The 14,462-nt window shown below is 64.6% G+C and carries 12 protein-coding genes and 1 pseudogene; 10 read left to right on the top strand and 3 right to left on the bottom strand.

The features are described from left to right. Positions 1 to 23 precede the first annotated feature (23 nt). The gene (locus tag NLN62_RS01025) at positions 24 to 1,244 is read left to right on the top strand and encodes an NAD(P)/FAD-dependent oxidoreductase (RefSeq protein ID WP_254107049.1); all 1,221 of its coding nucleotides are present in this window, start codon (positions 24 to 26) and stop codon (positions 1,242 to 1,244) included. Here the strand turns inward: NLN62_RS01025 and rbsK are convergent, their stop codons facing one another. Beyond that, a complete protein-coding gene (gene rbsK, locus NLN62_RS01020) occupies positions 1,245 to 2,159 on the bottom strand; it encodes a ribokinase (RefSeq protein WP_254107048.1) in 915 nt (304 codons plus the stop codon). Positions 2,160 to 2,179: 20 nt separating this feature from the next. Beyond that, positions 2,180 to 3,073, bottom strand: coding sequence for a sugar kinase (locus tag NLN62_RS01015; RefSeq protein WP_254107047.1), 894 nt, complete (start codon positions 3,071 to 3,073; stop codon positions 2,180 to 2,182). Positions 3,074 to 3,284: 211 nt separating this feature from the next. Between NLN62_RS01015 and NLN62_RS01010 the strand changes: the two genes are divergently transcribed. The 9 genes and pseudogenes from NLN62_RS01010 (at position 3,285) to NLN62_RS00970 (ending at position 12,678) form a co-directional block, all read left to right on the top strand. Beyond that, positions 3,285 to 4,133 carry a VOC family protein gene (locus NLN62_RS01010; RefSeq protein WP_027525519.1) on the top strand — a complete coding sequence of 283 codons (849 nt, stop codon included), beginning with the start codon at positions 3,285 to 3,287 and terminating at the stop codon, positions 4,131 to 4,133. A gap of 69 nt (positions 4,134 to 4,202) precedes the next feature. After that, on the top strand, positions 4,203 to 4,910 hold the full coding sequence (locus NLN62_RS01005) for a TetR/AcrR family transcriptional regulator (protein WP_198031844.1): 708 nt from the start codon (positions 4,203 to 4,205) through the stop codon (positions 4,908 to 4,910). 441 nt (positions 4,911 to 5,351) lie between these two features. Then, a complete protein-coding gene (locus tag NLN62_RS01000) occupies positions 5,352 to 6,161 on the top strand; it encodes an ABC transporter permease (protein ID WP_027525517.1) in 810 nt (269 codons plus the stop codon). 55 nt (positions 6,162 to 6,216) lie between these two features. Further along, a pseudogene (locus NLN62_RS00995) lies at positions 6,217 to 7,207 on the top strand (ABC transporter substrate-binding protein). Beyond that, complete coding sequence (locus NLN62_RS00990; protein WP_027525515.1) at positions 7,207 to 8,055, top strand: ABC transporter ATP-binding protein; 849 nt, start codon at positions 7,207 to 7,209, stop codon at positions 8,053 to 8,055. Before NLN62_RS00995 ends, NLN62_RS00990 begins: the two are co-directional and overlap by 1 nt. A 5-nt stretch (positions 8,056 to 8,060) precedes the next feature. Next, the gene (locus tag NLN62_RS00985) at positions 8,061 to 9,464 is read left to right on the top strand and encodes a hypothetical protein (RefSeq protein ID WP_027525514.1); all 1,404 of its coding nucleotides are present in this window, start codon (positions 8,061 to 8,063) and stop codon (positions 9,462 to 9,464) included. Then, the gene (locus NLN62_RS00980) at positions 9,461 to 10,612 is read left to right on the top strand and encodes a Gfo/Idh/MocA family protein (protein ID WP_254107046.1); all 1,152 of its coding nucleotides are present in this window, start codon (positions 9,461 to 9,463) and stop codon (positions 10,610 to 10,612) included. Before NLN62_RS00985 ends, NLN62_RS00980 begins: the two co-directional genes overlap by 4 nt. 12 nt (positions 10,613 to 10,624) lie before the next feature. Further along, positions 10,625 to 11,815 (top strand): dihydrodipicolinate synthase family protein, encoded by a 1,191-nt coding sequence (locus NLN62_RS00975; RefSeq protein WP_254107045.1) that lies wholly within the window; start codon positions 10,625 to 10,627, stop codon positions 11,813 to 11,815. After that, positions 11,815 to 12,678 (top strand): sugar phosphate isomerase/epimerase, encoded by an 864-nt coding sequence (locus NLN62_RS00970; protein ID WP_254107044.1) that lies wholly within the window; start codon positions 11,815 to 11,817, stop codon positions 12,676 to 12,678. The genes NLN62_RS00975 and NLN62_RS00970 overlap by 1 nt, the downstream gene beginning before the upstream one ends. A 27-nt stretch (positions 12,679 to 12,705) precedes the next feature. Here NLN62_RS00970 and NLN62_RS00965 read toward each other — a convergent pair whose 3' ends face one another. Next, positions 12,706 to 14,085, bottom strand: coding sequence for a Spy/CpxP family protein refolding chaperone (locus NLN62_RS00965; protein ID WP_254107043.1), 1,380 nt, complete (start codon positions 14,083 to 14,085; stop codon positions 12,706 to 12,708). Positions 14,086 to 14,462: the final 377 nt, after the last annotated feature.

The raw sequence follows: 14,462 nt of genomic DNA, 5'->3' as shown, positions 1-14,462 counted from the left end.
GTCCAGAAAGTTGGGCTGTTCCGATGACGGACGGTTCGGTGATCATCGTCGGCGCGGGCCATGGTGGCTATCAGGTGGCCGCCTCGCTGCGTCAGTCCGGCTTTGCAGGCCGCGTCTGCCTTATCAATGACGAGGCGCATCTGCCCTATCAGCGGCCGCCTTTGTCCAAGGCCTATATCAAGGGCTCGGCTGGCCCTGAAAGCCTGATGTTCCGGCCGGAGAAATTCTATACCGACCAGAAGATCGAGCTGATCGCGGGCCGTGCGACGTCGATCGATCGGGCCGGGCGCAAGGTTCATCTCGCCTCCGGCGACACGCTCGACTACGGCCATCTCGTGCTGGCGACGGGTGCGCGCAACCGGCTGCTCGATCTGCCCAACGCCAACCTGCCCGACGTCAAATACCTGCGCATCCTCGATGAGAGCGAGGCGTTGCGAGCGATCATGCCGTCGAAGACATGGGTCGTCGTAATCGGCGCCGGCTTCATCGGCCTCGAATTCGCCGCCACGGCAAGGATCAAGGGGCTCGAGGTCGACGTGCTCGAGCTCGCGCCCCGCGTGATGGCGCGGGCGGTGACGGCGGAGGTCTCTGAGTATTTCCAGGAGCGCCATCGCGAGGCGGGCATCCGCATTCATCTCGGTGTGCAGGCAACCAGCATCGAGGCGGAGGGCGGCAAGGTCACCGGTGTCTCCTTGAGCGATGGCCGGCATCTGCCGGCGGATCTCGTCGTGGTCGGCGTCGGCGTGCTGCCGAATGTCGAGCTTGCGGCCGAGGCAGGGCTGCCGGTCGCCTCCGGTATCATCGTCGACGAATATCTCTTGACGTCCGATCCGAACATCTCAGCCGTCGGCGATTGTGCGCTGTTTGCGAGCCCGCGCTTCGGGGGCTCTTTGCGGCTGGAGTCAGTGCAGAACGCCACCGACCATGCCCGCTGCGTGGCGGCGCGGCTGACCGGCGACAGGAAGGTCTATGACGGCCAGCCCTGGTTCTGGAGCGATCAGGGCGACGACAAGCTGCAGATTGCCGGGCTGACGACGGGCTACGACCGCGTCGTGCTGCGCGGCGATCCCACGAAGAAGGCGTTCTCGGCCTTCTGCTACAAGGGCGACAAGCTGCTCGGTATCGAGTCCATCAACCGCGCCGGCGATCACATGTTCGGCCGCCGCCTGCTCGGCATGGACCGCTCGCTCGCGCCCGAGAAGGCCGCTGACGATACTTTCGATCTGAAGAGCGCGCTGGCGTGATCAGCTTCCGATGACGGCGGAAACTTCTTCCGCCGTCGGCATCGAGGGGCCGGCGCCCATGCGTTGCACGGAGATCGAGGCGGCGGCGTTGGCAAAGGCGAGCGCGTCGCGCAGAGGCGCGCCGTCGGCGAGCCGCGCGGCCAGCGCGCCGACGAAGCAATCGCCGGCACCCGTGGTGTCGACCGCCTGCACCACGCGGCCCGGCACGATCAGCTCCTCGCGGCCCGCGAGCGCGACAACGCCGCGCTTGCCGAGCGTGACGCAGATGGTCTGATCCGGGCTCGCTTGAAGCCGCCGCGCCGCATCGAGGATCCGCGCAACGTCATCGCTGTCGGACAACGCCACGTCGGCGAGCAGGCCAAGCTCGGTCTCGTTCAGCACGAGCACGTCGACCAGCTCGAGCAGGTCGCGGCTGAACTTCTGTGCCGGCGCGGGGTTGAGCAGCGTCCTCGCCTGCGCCGCGCGGGCGCGCCGGAAGAAGGCGGCAATCGTGGGCAGCGGAATCTCGAACTGGCTGACGGCGACATCGCCCTTCAGCAGCGGCACGACGTCGACATCCTCGGCGCTGACCAGCGCGTTGGTACCGGGAATGACGACAATGGTGTTGTCGGCCTTCGCGACCGTGATGATGGCGGTGCCGGTGTGAGCCTCCGCCGTCTCCTGGACGTAGCCAAGATCGATGCCTTGACCTTCGAGGAACGCCTTCAGATCCGCTCCGAAGGAGTCCTTGCCGAGCCGGCCGATCAGCGTGGTCCGCGCGCCGAGCCTTGAGGCTGCGACCGCCTGGTTGGCGCCCTTGCCGCCGGGGAAGTACAGCACCTCTTTGCCGGCGACGGTCTCGCCGACCCTGGGATGGCGATCGGCGGTTGCCACCACATCCATGTTGATGCTGCCGGCGACGAAGACGCGCCCCATATGTGATTCCCCAGCGAAGACTAAACCTTGACCTCGAATTCGTGCCTGACTTTGGCGATGTCGACAAGGGTCGGCAAGCCGGCTTCGTTGCCGAGACGCTGGATCTTGTGGGTCGAGGCGGCGCGGGCGAAGTCGAAATGCTCGCGCCAGCTTTTACCGGGATGGGCGAGGTAGGAGTAGATGTAGGCGCCGTGGAACACGTCGCCGGCGCCGTTGGTGTCGATCACGCGCTCGCGCGGGATCGGCATCGCCGGCATGATGTCGACCGCCCCGGTCTCGTTGTACCAGAGCAGGCCTTTCTCACCCATGGTGATGCCGCCGATCTTGCAGCCGCGGCTCTTGAGATAATCGAGCATCTTGTCCGGCGTCAGATCCATCTGCTCGCACAGCCGCTCCGCGACGATCGCAACGTCGATGAACTCCAGGAGCTCATGCGTGTTGGTGCGCAGGCCGCCGCCGTCGAGCGAGGTCAAGATGCCGGCCTCGCGGCAGACTTTTGCGTAGTGGATTGCGGCGTCGGGCTGGTGGCCGTCGATATGCAGCGCGCGGCAGTTGCCGAGATTGAGGATCGGGAAGGGATGGATGTGGTGATCGTCGCGGCAGCGGACGATGGCCCGCTTGCCGTCCTTGGGCATGATGAAGGACAGCGAGGACTGGTTGACCTTCCGGTTGTGCAGCGAGATGGCGTATTTGGCGCACATGTCCTGGAACATGCGGCCAAGCCAGTCGTTCGCGACAGTCGCGATCAGGTCGGGCACGACTCCCAGCTTGGCGCAGCAGAAGGCCGCCGTGACCGCATTGCCGCCGAAGGAGACCGCGTAGGCGTCCGCCACGTGCTTCTCGTCGCCGGTCGGCATGTGGTCGGTAATGAAGGTGACGTCGATATAGGTCTGTCCGATAAAGAGAGCCTGCATTGGTTGTCCGTGATGCGCTGGGTGGTCCCGGCCGGCAGCATTACATTAGCACCGCTTCCGCGGATGGAACGCGGAAATTATTCGCAAAGGCACCGCCCTCAGCGCTTGAGGTGAGCATAGGGCCGGAATACGACCATCACCGGGCAATGCCAAGCCCGGACAAATGCCGAATTTCGACCCATTGTTCCGGGCCGATCAAAATGGGGGGAACATGATCACCGGCCTCGATCACGTGGTCGCCCTGGTCAGCGATATCGCCGCCGCCAGAGCCGCCTATCAGACCCTGCTGGCACGGGCACCGGCCTGGCAGAACTCCGGCGACGGCGCCGATCGCGTGCTGTTCACCCTCGACAACATGACGCTGGAATTGATGGCGCCGAGCGGCTTCAGCGTCACCGCCGACCGGATGCGCGCGCTGCTGGATGACCATGAGGGCATGCTCGCAAGCCTGTGCTTCCGTGTCGTAGACATCGGCAAGATGCACCGGCGGCTCGACCGGGTGGCGCTGAAGCCGGAGCCGATCGCGGAGGTCGAGAGCCGTGACGCCGAGAGTGGTGCGGTGCTGCACTGGAAGCGCACCCGCTCGGCCACCGAGCTCACGCGCGGCGTGCGCATGTTCTTTCTCGAACTCGCCGGGCAGCGCCCGATCTCTGATGTGACCGACATCGGCCCGATCGAAGGGCTCGACCACGTCGTGGTCGCGACCGAGGATTCCGAGCGTGCCGCGGCGCTCTATGGCGCCCGGCTCGGGCTCGACATGGCGCTCGACCGCTCGCATCACGACTGGGGCCAGCTGATGTTCTTCCGCTGCGGCGATCTCATCGTCGAGGTGGTGCGCAGGCCGGTCGCGGGCGGCGACTTCAGCCATGACCGGCTCTGGGGCCTGAGCTGGCGCGTCGCCGACATCGAAGCGACCCGCGCCCGCCTGATTGCCGCGGGCGTCGACGTCAGCGAGGTGCGCAACGGCCGAAAGCCGGGCACGCGGGTGATGACGGTGCGCAGCCGTACCTGCGGCATCCAGACGATTTTGCTGGAGCGCTCACCGAAGCCGGTGGTGTGATCGCTCGCATTCTCAAATCCTTGAGCGCATGATACATGCAATCGGGACAAGCATTGGCGGGCAACCGATTTGGCGAAGGCAAAACGAACTCTCAAATGGCAGCGCGACCCGGAAGGGATGCGGCTTCGCATCCTCGAAGCCGCGAAGCAGGAGTTTTCGGCTCACGGCCTTGCGGGTGCCCGCGTCGACCGCATCGCGGCCAAGGCCGGCGCCAACAAGCGCATGCTCTACTACCACGTCGGCAAGAAGGACGAACTTTATCTCGCGGTGCTGGAGGGAGCCTATGAGAAGATACGCAACGAGGAGAGGGGGCTCGATCTCGAGCATCTCGATCCGCCCGAAGCCATCAAGCGGCTGATCGAGTTCACCTGGAATTACTTTCTGCGAAACCCTGAGTTCCTGTCGCTGCTCCAGACCGAGAACCTTGCGCGCGCAAAACATCTGAAGCGCTCGACCAAGGTCAAGTCGATGCACTCGCCCTTCGTCGAGATGATCCGTACCGTGGTCCGCCGCGGCGTCGAGAGCGGCGACTTCCAGGTCGCGGTCGATCCGGTGCAGCTCTACATCTCGATCGCGGCGCTCACCTTCTTCTATCTCTCCAACAGCGCCACGCTGAGCGTGATTTTCGGCCGCGACCTGCTCGCGAAAGACGCCAAGGAGGAGCGGCTCGCCCACATGGTCGGCCTCGTGCTGGCGGCGCTGACCGGGCGCTCGGCCGAATTGTTCGACATGGTCAAGGCGCCGAAGCCGCGCGTCCCGCAGCATCAGCCGGTCTAACCGGCGCAACGGCAAACCAAAGTCTCGAAAACAACCCCATGCAAAGTAGCCGGCAGTTGCCGGTCCAATGCCGTGCGCATTCCGCGAAGCCTTTGACATAGCGGACAAATCAGCGCCGCGAGGCCATCATCGACGTGCCGCTCGACCCATCCTGCGTACTGCTTCCATAACCCCAGCCGTCATCGCCCGCCTTGTGCGCTATTGCGCACTGGGGCGGGCGATCCAGTATTCCAGAGGCAGCGCGAGGATACGGAGAAACTGCGACGTACTGGATTCCCCGCTTTCACGGGGAATGACACTGAAAGTGTGACGCGACTGTTCCGCGATCTAGACAAAGAAGCGGCAACAGGCGCCACAAAACGCCACACAGGAAAGCGCTGGACAGTATTTATCCAACGAGTTAATTTCTCCCAAGAATGAAAAAGAAGACGGGAGTGAGATGTGGCGGAGGCCAGACCGCAAAGCGCGCTGTCGAAGATGCTGAACGCGGCCTGGGTGCGGCCGTTCCTGTTCCTGGTGTTTGTCGTCATTGCCTGGGATCTCGCGATCCGGCTGTTCAGGATCCCCGCCTATCAGATCCCGGCGCCGGCCGACGTCGTCGCGGTGCTGCGTACCGACTGGCCGGAACTGTTGCGGCAGTGCTGGCCGACGACATATGCAACGGTCTGCGGCTTCCTTCTGTCCGCGCTGTTCGGCATTCCCGTGGCGATGCTGATCGCGGGCTCGAAGACGGTGGAGAGCTACGTCTATCCGCTGCTGGTGTTCTCGCAGTCCGTGCCGAAGATCGCGATCGCGCCGCTCTTCGTGGTCTGGTTCGGCTTCGGCATCATTCCAAAAGTGATTTCCGCATTCCTGCTCGGATTCTTCCCCGTGGTGGTCTCCGCCGTGCAGGGCTTCAAGTCGGTCGATCCTGACATGGTCGACCTCGCCCGCGCCATGCAGGGCAGCCGCTTCCAAGTGTTCCGCGCGGTGAACCTGCCGCATGCACTGCCGGCGATCTTCTCCGGCCTGAAAGTCTCGGTGACCCTCGCCGTCGTCGGTGCCGTGGTCGGCGAGTTCGTCGGTTCCAATTCCGGCATCGGCTACGTGATGCAGCGCTCGATCGGAACGTTCGACCTGCCGACGATGTTCGCAGCGCTGGTAATCCTGGCGCTGCTCGGCGTGGTGCTGTTCTGGATCGTCGACCGGATCGAGCGCCTCGTCATTCCCTGGCATGTCAGCCAGCGCGAGGACATCGTTTTCGCCTCATGAGCCAACCAACGGTCAGCAGCGGCCGAAGCCAAAAAAGGAAATGGGAGGAGTAGCGATGAAGCGGTTGATGGGAGCTGTCTCGGTGGCGCTGATGGCGCTCGGCGTGGCGCCGGCGCAGGCCGCCGACAAGGTCGTGCTGATGCTCAACTGGTACGTCTATGGCGAGCACGCGCCGTTCTATTACGGCAAGGCGAAGGGCATCTATGCCGCCGAAGGCATCGATCTCGAGATCCAGGAAGGCCGCGGCTCGGCGGCAACGACGCAGGCTGTTGCGGCCAAGACAGCCGACTTTGGCTATGTCGACGTGCCCACCATGATGCGCGCCGCGATCAAGGGCGCGCCCGTGATCGCGACCGGCGTGCTGCTCCAGACCAGTCCGATGTCGGCGATGGGTTTCGTCGACAAGAACATCAGGAAGCCCGAGGACATCAAGGGAAAGACGGTGGCGATCACGCCGGCGGACTCCATGACGCAGATCTGGCCGCTGTTCCTGAAGAAGACGGGCCTCAAGGAGAGCGACTTCCAGACCGTTGCGGGTGACGGCCAGACCAAGCTCAACGCCGTCATCAACGGCCAGGCCGATCTCCTGCTCGGCTACGTCATGGACCAGTCGATGAAGATCAAGGATGCGACGGGCAAGGACGTTTACCCGATCAAGTTTGTCGACTACGGCATCAACATTGGTTTCCTCGGGCATCATCGCCAACGCGGACTACGTGAAGGCCAATCCCGATCTTGTCCGTCGCTTCATGTCGGCGACGACGAAGGCGGTGGAAGCCGCCGAGAAGGACCCGAAGACGGCCGCACAGTCGATCCTCGACGCCAATCCGAAGGGCGGCAAGATCGACACGCTGACGCAGGGCTTCGAGCTGACCATTCCGCTCTACCGCACGCCGGAGACGAAGAACAAGCGCCCGTTCGAGGTCACCGACCAGAACATGACCGATACGGTCAACCTGTTGGTCGAATATGGCGGTCTCGACGCCAAGGCCAAGGCGAACCCGAAGGCATTCTACACCAACGATTACCTGCCGAAGGGCGACTAATGAAATCGTCTGCTAGACCAAGCGACGTCGTGCAGCCGGCCGCTCATCTGCGACTGGTGAGTGACCGGGCCGGCAGCGACACATCGGGCATCACACTGTCCGGCGTGTCGAAAACCTATCGCTCGCGCGATGGCGACGTGCCGTCGTTGCGGCCGCTCGACTTCCACATCAATGAGGGCGAGTTTTTCGTCGTTGTCGGCCCGTCCGGCTGCGGCAAGTCCACGCTGCTGAAACTGATCTCCGGGCTCTTGCCGCCGTCGAGCGGTGAGATCCTGGTCGACGGCGAGATGGTGACGAAGCCGCACGGCAATGTCGGCATCGTCTTCCAGAACGCGCTGCTGCTGCCCTGGCGCAACATCCTGTCCAACGTGATGCTGCCGATCGACATGCAGCGGCTGCCGCGGGCGAAATATCTCGAGCGCGCAAGGCAATTGTTGAAGCTGGTCGGCCTCGAAGGGTTCGAGAAGAAGCTGCCCTGGCAGCTCTCCGGCGGCATGCAGCAGCGCGCCTCGATCTGCCGCGCGCTGGTGCACGATCCCGGGATCATGCTGATGGACGAGCCGTTCGGCGCGCTCGATGCCCTGACGCGCGAGCGCATGAATGTGGAGCTGATGCGGATCCAGCGCGAGACCGGCAAGACGGTGCTGCTGATCACGCATTCGATTCCGGAGGCCGTGTTCCTCGCCGACCGCGTCCTGGTCATGACCGAGCGGCCGGGCGCGATCGCAGCGATCTACGACGTGCCGCTGCCGCGCCCGCGCTCGCTCGACGTGATGGCCGATCCCGTCTTTACCGAGCTCGTGCAACGCATCCGCAAGCACTTCTTTTCGCAGGGTTCGCTGGACTAAGGGCCATGCCGTTGCGCCTGAAGCTGCGAGATATAGCGTTCTTCGAACGTCCCGTGCGTTTCGCGCGGCCGTTCCGCTTCGGCGCGATCACGCTTCACGCGACACCGCAGCTCTTCGTGCGTGCCGAGATCGAGGTCGAGGGCAGGGGAATTGCGATCGGCGCCAGTGCCGAGCTGCTGGTGCCAAAATGGTTCGACAAGCGGCCCGAGCTCTCGCCGGCGCAGACGGTCGATGGCTTGCGACGGTCGCTTCAGATCGCGCGGGGGCTGTATCTTGCGCAGACCGGTTTCCTGACCGCGTTCGAGCTGCATGCCGCGTGCATCGGCGCGCAGGTGGCGGCCTGCGCCAAGGAGAACATTCCGCCGCTCGCTGCGGCCTATGGCCCCGCCGAGATTGACAAGGCGGTCCTCGACGCATTGCTGCGCGGCGTCGACACCAGTTTCTTCGACGGGATGGCCCAAAACATCGCCGGCATCGACGAGCGCCTGTCGCCTGATCTCAGTGAAGGCGATGTCGGCCGCTTTCTTGGGCTTGCCAACCAGCACCGGTCCCGGCGTATCGCGATCCGTCATACCGTCGGCCTTGAGGACAAGGTCGAGGGCGAAGGCGGTGTTGCCGATCCACGCGCAAATTCTGGCGCGCGTTACTTCAAGCTCAAGCTCGGCGGCGACCCGGAAGCGGACGCCGCGCGACTGATCCGGATTGGCGGCCAGCTTGCGACGTTGCCTCACCATTACAGCATCACGCTCGACGGCAACGAGCAGTACACCGACTTGAGCGCCCTTGAAGTGCTGGTTGACCGACTGGAGCGCGACAGCGCGCTCGCACCCATCACGGGCAGGTTGCAATATATCGAGCAGCCGCTGCCGCGCGATATTACCCAGCGGACGCCGCTCGGCGCTCTCCGTCGTCGCGACTTCATTATCGACGAGGCGGACGATTCCTATGACGCTTGGCCGACGGCTTTCAGGCTCGGCTATAGCGGCGTATCCTCGAAATCCTGCAAGGGCTTCTACAAGTCGATAGTGAACGCGTCCAGGATGATCGCGCGCGATATGGACGGGGCCGAATGTTTTGTCGCCGGTGAAGACTTGACCTGCCAGCCGGGGCTCGCCCTGCAGCAGGATCTTGCACTGAGCACACTGCTTTGCCTCGATCACGGCGAACGCAACGGCCACCACTATGTCGACGGCTTTGGCGATGCGCCCGCAGAGGAAGCGCAGGCCTTCGCGGCGGCGCATCCCGATCTCTATGCCGATTCTGGCCGGGGCATCCGTCTTTCCATTCACGGCGGCGACCTCCTGACGGGATCGCTCGCCACACCGGGCTTTGCGACGTCGGTCCATCCGGACTGGTCGGCGCTGGCACCCCTCAATCAGCCAGAATCCCTTCAGGAGCAATTGGCATGACCACGCAGCGCCTCGGCCTCATCATGAACGGCGTCACCGGCCGCATGGGGCTCAACCAGCATCTGATCCGCTCGATCGTCGCGATCCGCGACCAGGGCGGCGTCAGGCTGAAGAACGGCGACCGCGTGATGCCCGATCCGATCCTGGTCGGGCGCAGCGCCGACAAGGTCGAGCGGCTGGCAAAGCAGTTCAACATCACGCGCTGGACCACCGATTTCGATGCGGCGCTCGCCGACAAGAACGACAGCGTGTTCTTCGACGCCGCGACCACGCAGGCGCGGCCGAATCTGCTGACCCGCGCCATCAACGCCGGCAAGCACGTCTATTGCGAGAAGCCGATTGCGACCAATTTCGAGGAAGCTGTCGAAGTGGTGCGGCTCGCCAACGCCAAGGGCGTCAAGCACGGCACGGTGCAGGACAAGCTGTTCCTGCCCGGCCTGAAGAAGCTCGCGTTCCTGCGCGATTCCGGATTCTTCGGTCGCATCCTGTCGGTGCGCGGCGAGTTCGGCTATTGGGTGTTCGAAGGCGGCTGGCAGGAGGCGCAGCGGCCATCCTGGAACTATCGCAATGAGGATGGTGGCGGCATCATCCTCGACATGGTCTGCCACTGGCGTTACGTGCTCGACAACCTTTTTGGCGACGTCGAGAGCGTGGTCTGCATCGGCAATACCGATATTCCCGAGCGCTATGACGAGCAGGGACAGAAGTACAAGGCGACGGCCGACGACTCCGCCTACGCCACCTTCCAGCTCAAGGGCGGCATCATCGCCCATATCAACATGTCCTGGGTGACGCGCGTCTATCGCGATGATCTCGTCACCTTCCAGGTCGACGGTACGCTTGGCTCGGCGGTGGCGGGCCTCTCCGACTGCATGATCCAGGCGCGGCAGGCGACGCCCCGGCCGGTGTGGAATCCCGACGAGAAGCGGCTGCACGATTTCTACGGCGACTGGCAGAAGCTGCCGGACAACGTCTCCTACGACAACGGCTTCAAGGAGCAGTGGGAGATGTACATCCGGCACGTCTGCGAGGATGCGCCGTACAAGTTCACGCTGCTCGAAGGCGCCAAGGGCGTACAGCTCGCCGAATGTGCGCTGAAGAGCTGGAAGGAGCGACGCTGGATCGACGTCGCACCAATCAAGGTCTGAGAGGAGGGAGCCATGAACAAGCCAGTCCCGCAGATATCGTCGTTGTCGCTCAAGCTGCCCAGGGCGGATCGCTCGATCGAGACCTATCGGCTCGCGGCCTCGCGCAGCTTCCCTGCCAAGCTCGAGGGCACGCTGAACCGCGTTGCGTTCTCGGCCGCGCACATGGTGGCCGATCCGCTCGCCGACAACGATCCCTGGCTCGCGGCTGCCATCGACTGGGACAAGACCATTGCTTTTCGCGAGCATGTCTGGGATCTCGGCCTTGGTGTTGCCGAAGCCATGGACACCGCGCAGCGCGGCATGGGGCTGGACTGGCCGACCTCGCTGGAATTGATCACGCGTTCGGTTGCGGCCGCAAAGTCGCGCAATGCGCTGGTGTTCTCCGGCGCGGGCACCGATCACCTCGCAGTGGAGGATGCCAAAGGCCTCGACGATGTGATCCGCGCGTATGAAGAGCAGGTTGCGGCGGTCGAGAAGGTTGGCGGTCGGATCATCCTGATGGCGTCGCGCGCGCTGGCAAAGCTCGGCCGCAATGCCGACGACTACGCCAGGGTCTATGATCGCGTGCTGTCGCAGGTCCGCGAACCCGTGATCATCCACTGGCTCGGCGACATGTTCGATCCGGCCCTGACCGGCTATTGGGGTACCCAGGATCTGGACAGGGCGATGGATACCGCCGTCGCGATCATCAACGGCAATGCCGCCAAGGTCGATGGCGTCAAGGTCTCGCTGCTCGACATGCAGCGCGAGATCGACATGCGCCGTCGCCTCGACAAGCGCATCAAGATGTACACCGGCGATGACTTCAACTATGCGGAGCTGATCGCCGGCGACGAACAGGGATTTTCGCACGCGCTGCTCGGCATCTTCGATGCCATCGCGCCGGCGGCCTCCTATGCGCTGTCGCGGCTGGCGGCCGGCGACGAGGCCGGCTTCCATGATGTGCTTGGGCCGACGGTGCCCCTGTCGCGTCACATCTTCAAGGCGCCAACGCGCTTCTACAAGACAGGTGTGGTGTTCATGGCCTATCTGAACGGTCATCACGATCATTTCACCATGGTCGGCGGTCAGGAGAGCGCGCGCTCGACGCTCCATCTGGCTGAGCTGTTCCGGCTCGCCGATCAGGCCGGGCTGCTTGCCAATCCGGAAGCCGCGACACAGCGGATGAAGACCGTGATGGCCTTACGCGGAATCGAGGGCTGATGCGCGACTTCTCTTCCGACCATCGCTGGCTGTCGCTGAACACGGCAACGGTCCGCAAGCAGGGCGACCTCGTCGCCATCATTGACGCCTGCGCGCGGCACGGCATCCGTGCCATCGATCCCTGGCGCGATCAGGTCGCGGCCGTCGGGCCGGATCGCGCCGCACGCGCGGTGCGCGACGCCGGGGTTGAGCTCTCAGGCTATTGCCGCGGCGGCATGTTCACGTCTGACGCTGCGCGCCGCGCGGAGGTGCGCGACGACAATCGCCGCTGCGTGGATGAAGCCAAGGCGCTCGGCGCCTCCTGCATCGTGCTGGTCGTCGGCGGCCTGCCGCAATATTCGCGGCCGGGCAGCGGCGCCTCGAAAGATATCGTCGCAGCGCGTGCGCAGGTCGAGGATGCTCTCGCTGAAATGCTCGATTATGCCAGGCAGGCAAAGCTGCCGCTAGCGATCGAGCCCTTGCATCCCGCCTATGCCGCGGACCGCGCCTGTGTGAACACGACGAAGCAGGCGCTCGACATCTGCGACCGGGTCGATCCAGGCCGCACTGGCACGTTGGGCGTCGCGCTCGACGTCTATCACATCTGGTGGGATCCGGAGCTGATGAGCCAGATCGCGCGCGCGGGCCGAGACCGCCTGCTGGCGTTCCACGTCTGCGACTGGCTGGTGCCGACCAAGGACATCCTCAACGACCGCGGCATGATGGGCGACGGCGTCATCGACATCAGATCAGTGCGCAAAGCGGTCGAGGCGCAAGGCTATGCCGGCTATTCCGAGATCGAGATCTTCTCCAACGACTGGTGGGACAAGCCGATGGATGAGGTGCTGCGCAGCTGCATCGAACGGCACCGGACCGTGGTCTAGAATCAAGTCTCAAGCAGCTGGTGGCAATCACTGGCTTGCCGTCCGGGGCATCGTGTTGAAGCGCGCCTTCTGCTCGCTGCTGAGCGTCGCGTAGAACTCGTCCAGCACCGGCTGCACCCAATTGGCCGCCTCCAGCATGGCTTCGAGTCGGTGCTGCATAGCTTCCAATCGCCCAATCGGCGTCAGCGGCACTTGATCCGGGCAGACAGCTTGCAGTCCTTTAACAGCCTGCTTGGTCGCGTCGCTCAGGCGGTCGAGCGCTTCCTTCTGCTTGCCGGCCGGCTGTACCACTGCATCGATCCGTTCGATCGGCAGCTCCGTCAGGCTTGATTTCGGATCGCCGCAGCTCTCGCCCTGAGCATTCGCTTCCTGCTGCTGGGGCTGCTGTTGCGAACGCTCGCCGACATTGGGGCCGAGCGCGTTGAAGCGCGCCTGCTGCTCGTCGCTGAGCGAACCATAGAACTTCTCGAGCGCCGGCCGAACGATCTTCACCGCCTCGAGCGTGGCGCTGACGCGGTTCGTCATCGCGCGCAAGCGGCCGGGTGGCGTCAGCGGATAGGAATCATTGCAGGACTGCTTGAATGCATCGGCAGCCCGTGCCGCCGCGGCCTTCAAGTCGTCGAGCAAGCCGCGCTGTTCGGGCGTCGGCCGGACCGCCTGCGTGATCGACTCGAACGGCCAGGCCGTCACGCCCTTGTCCGGAGCGTCACATAGTTGCCGTAGCGCCTGCTGGCTTGCGCTCGAGCCCCGCCGCGCGCGGTAGCCGCCACCGGTTTGCGGATAGTCATAGGGGTTGGTGCTGGCATAGGCTGAATAGGCGCCATCCCCGCCCCAGAACACGGTGTCGACGAAGTCGTCGTAGGCATAGGCCCAGTAGCCGGGGTCGTACCCGTAGGACCAGAACGTGTAGTCGAAAATGTCGGAATAGGCGTAAGGCCAGAACACTGGGCCAAGCCACGCCACGAAGACCGCAGGATGGCGGTGCTGCCAAGCCTCCCGGGGAGCCCAGCCGCTCTGGCGGGTCATGAGTGCCGCCTGGCTCAGCGGAGTGGCCTGCTCGCGGAAACGTTCCGCAAATCGCCCGCGCTCGGCGGCCTGCATGGCGGCGGCTCGCCCGACTGCGGCTTGCGCAGGCCCCAACCGCTGCAGGCGCGCCTGATCGCGCTGCTGCATGCTCTGCTCGCGCTGCAGCAGGCGGTTCTGTGTTTGCAGCGTCCGCTCCTGTGCACGTTGCGCTCGCAGGCCTTCCGGCTTCTGCGACTGCAATTGTTGCACGCGCTGTTGCAGCCGATCGATGCGGGTTTGACGTTCCGTGCTCTGGCGCGACAGCGCGTCGCGCTGCCGTTGCTGTACCATTTGCTGGCGCTGCTGGATCTGCTGCTGGTGCTGTTGCGCGCGCTGTTGCACCTGCTCCTGTCGCGACGGCCGCGCGCTCACGGCAGGTGGCGCGCTTGGGCGAGAGGGGGCGGCGATATGCGGCGTCGGCCGCGGGGCCATGGCCGGACGTTGTGGCGCTGCTTGCGGGTGATGGAATTCAGGCCGGGGGGCCGCCACATGCGGGGCCGCTCGCGGCGGCGGCGCAGCGAAGTGTGGGGCCGGACGCGGTGGCGGCGAGGCGAAGTGAGGCGCAGGGTGCGGCGCCATCGCGGGGCGCTGTGGCATGGCCGGTGGATGGAACGCGGGTGCAGCGGGGCGTGCCATGGCTGGCGGCGCCGCCGGGCGGGCTATAGCAGGTGGTGCGGCTGGATGCGGCGCCGCTGCCGGTGGTCCACCCCTTCCATGGG

The organism is Bradyrhizobium sp. CCGUVB23, assembly GCF_024199885.1.
Taxonomy (GTDB): domain Bacteria; phylum Pseudomonadota; class Alphaproteobacteria; order Rhizobiales; family Xanthobacteraceae; genus Bradyrhizobium.
The sequence above is the reverse complement of the archived record's forward strand: the minus strand, read 5'-3'. Positions and strand labels throughout refer to the sequence as shown.

What these genes read in the sequence shown, in the direction of transcription:
- NLN62_RS00970 (WP_254107044.1), top strand. Translation starts at nt 11,815, where the DNA reads ATGCGCGACTTCTCTTCCGACCATCGCTGGCTGTCGCTGAACACGGCA.
- NLN62_RS01010 (WP_027525519.1), top strand. Translation starts at nt 3,285, where the DNA reads ATGATCACCGGCCTCGATCACGTGGTCGCCCTGGTCAGCGATATCGCC.
- NLN62_RS01015 (WP_254107047.1), bottom strand. Translation starts at nt 3,073, where the DNA reads ATGCAGGCTCTCTTTATCGGACAGACCTATATCGACGTCACCTTCATT.
- NLN62_RS00975 (WP_254107045.1), top strand. Translation starts at nt 10,625, where the DNA reads ATGAACAAGCCAGTCCCGCAGATATCGTCGTTGTCGCTCAAGCTGCCC.
- NLN62_RS01025 (WP_254107049.1), top strand. Translation starts at nt 24, where the DNA reads ATGACGGACGGTTCGGTGATCATCGTCGGCGCGGGCCATGGTGGCTAT.
- NLN62_RS00990 (WP_027525515.1), top strand. Translation starts at nt 7,207, where the DNA reads ATGAAATCGTCTGCTAGACCAAGCGACGTCGTGCAGCCGGCCGCTCAT.
- NLN62_RS00980 (WP_254107046.1), top strand. Translation starts at nt 9,461, where the DNA reads ATGACCACGCAGCGCCTCGGCCTCATCATGAACGGCGTCACCGGCCGC.
- rbsK (WP_254107048.1), bottom strand. Translation starts at nt 2,159, where the DNA reads ATGGGGCGCGTCTTCGTCGCCGGCAGCATCAACATGGATGTGGTGGCA.
- NLN62_RS00985 (WP_027525514.1), top strand. Translation starts at nt 8,061, where the DNA reads ATGCCGTTGCGCCTGAAGCTGCGAGATATAGCGTTCTTCGAACGTCCC.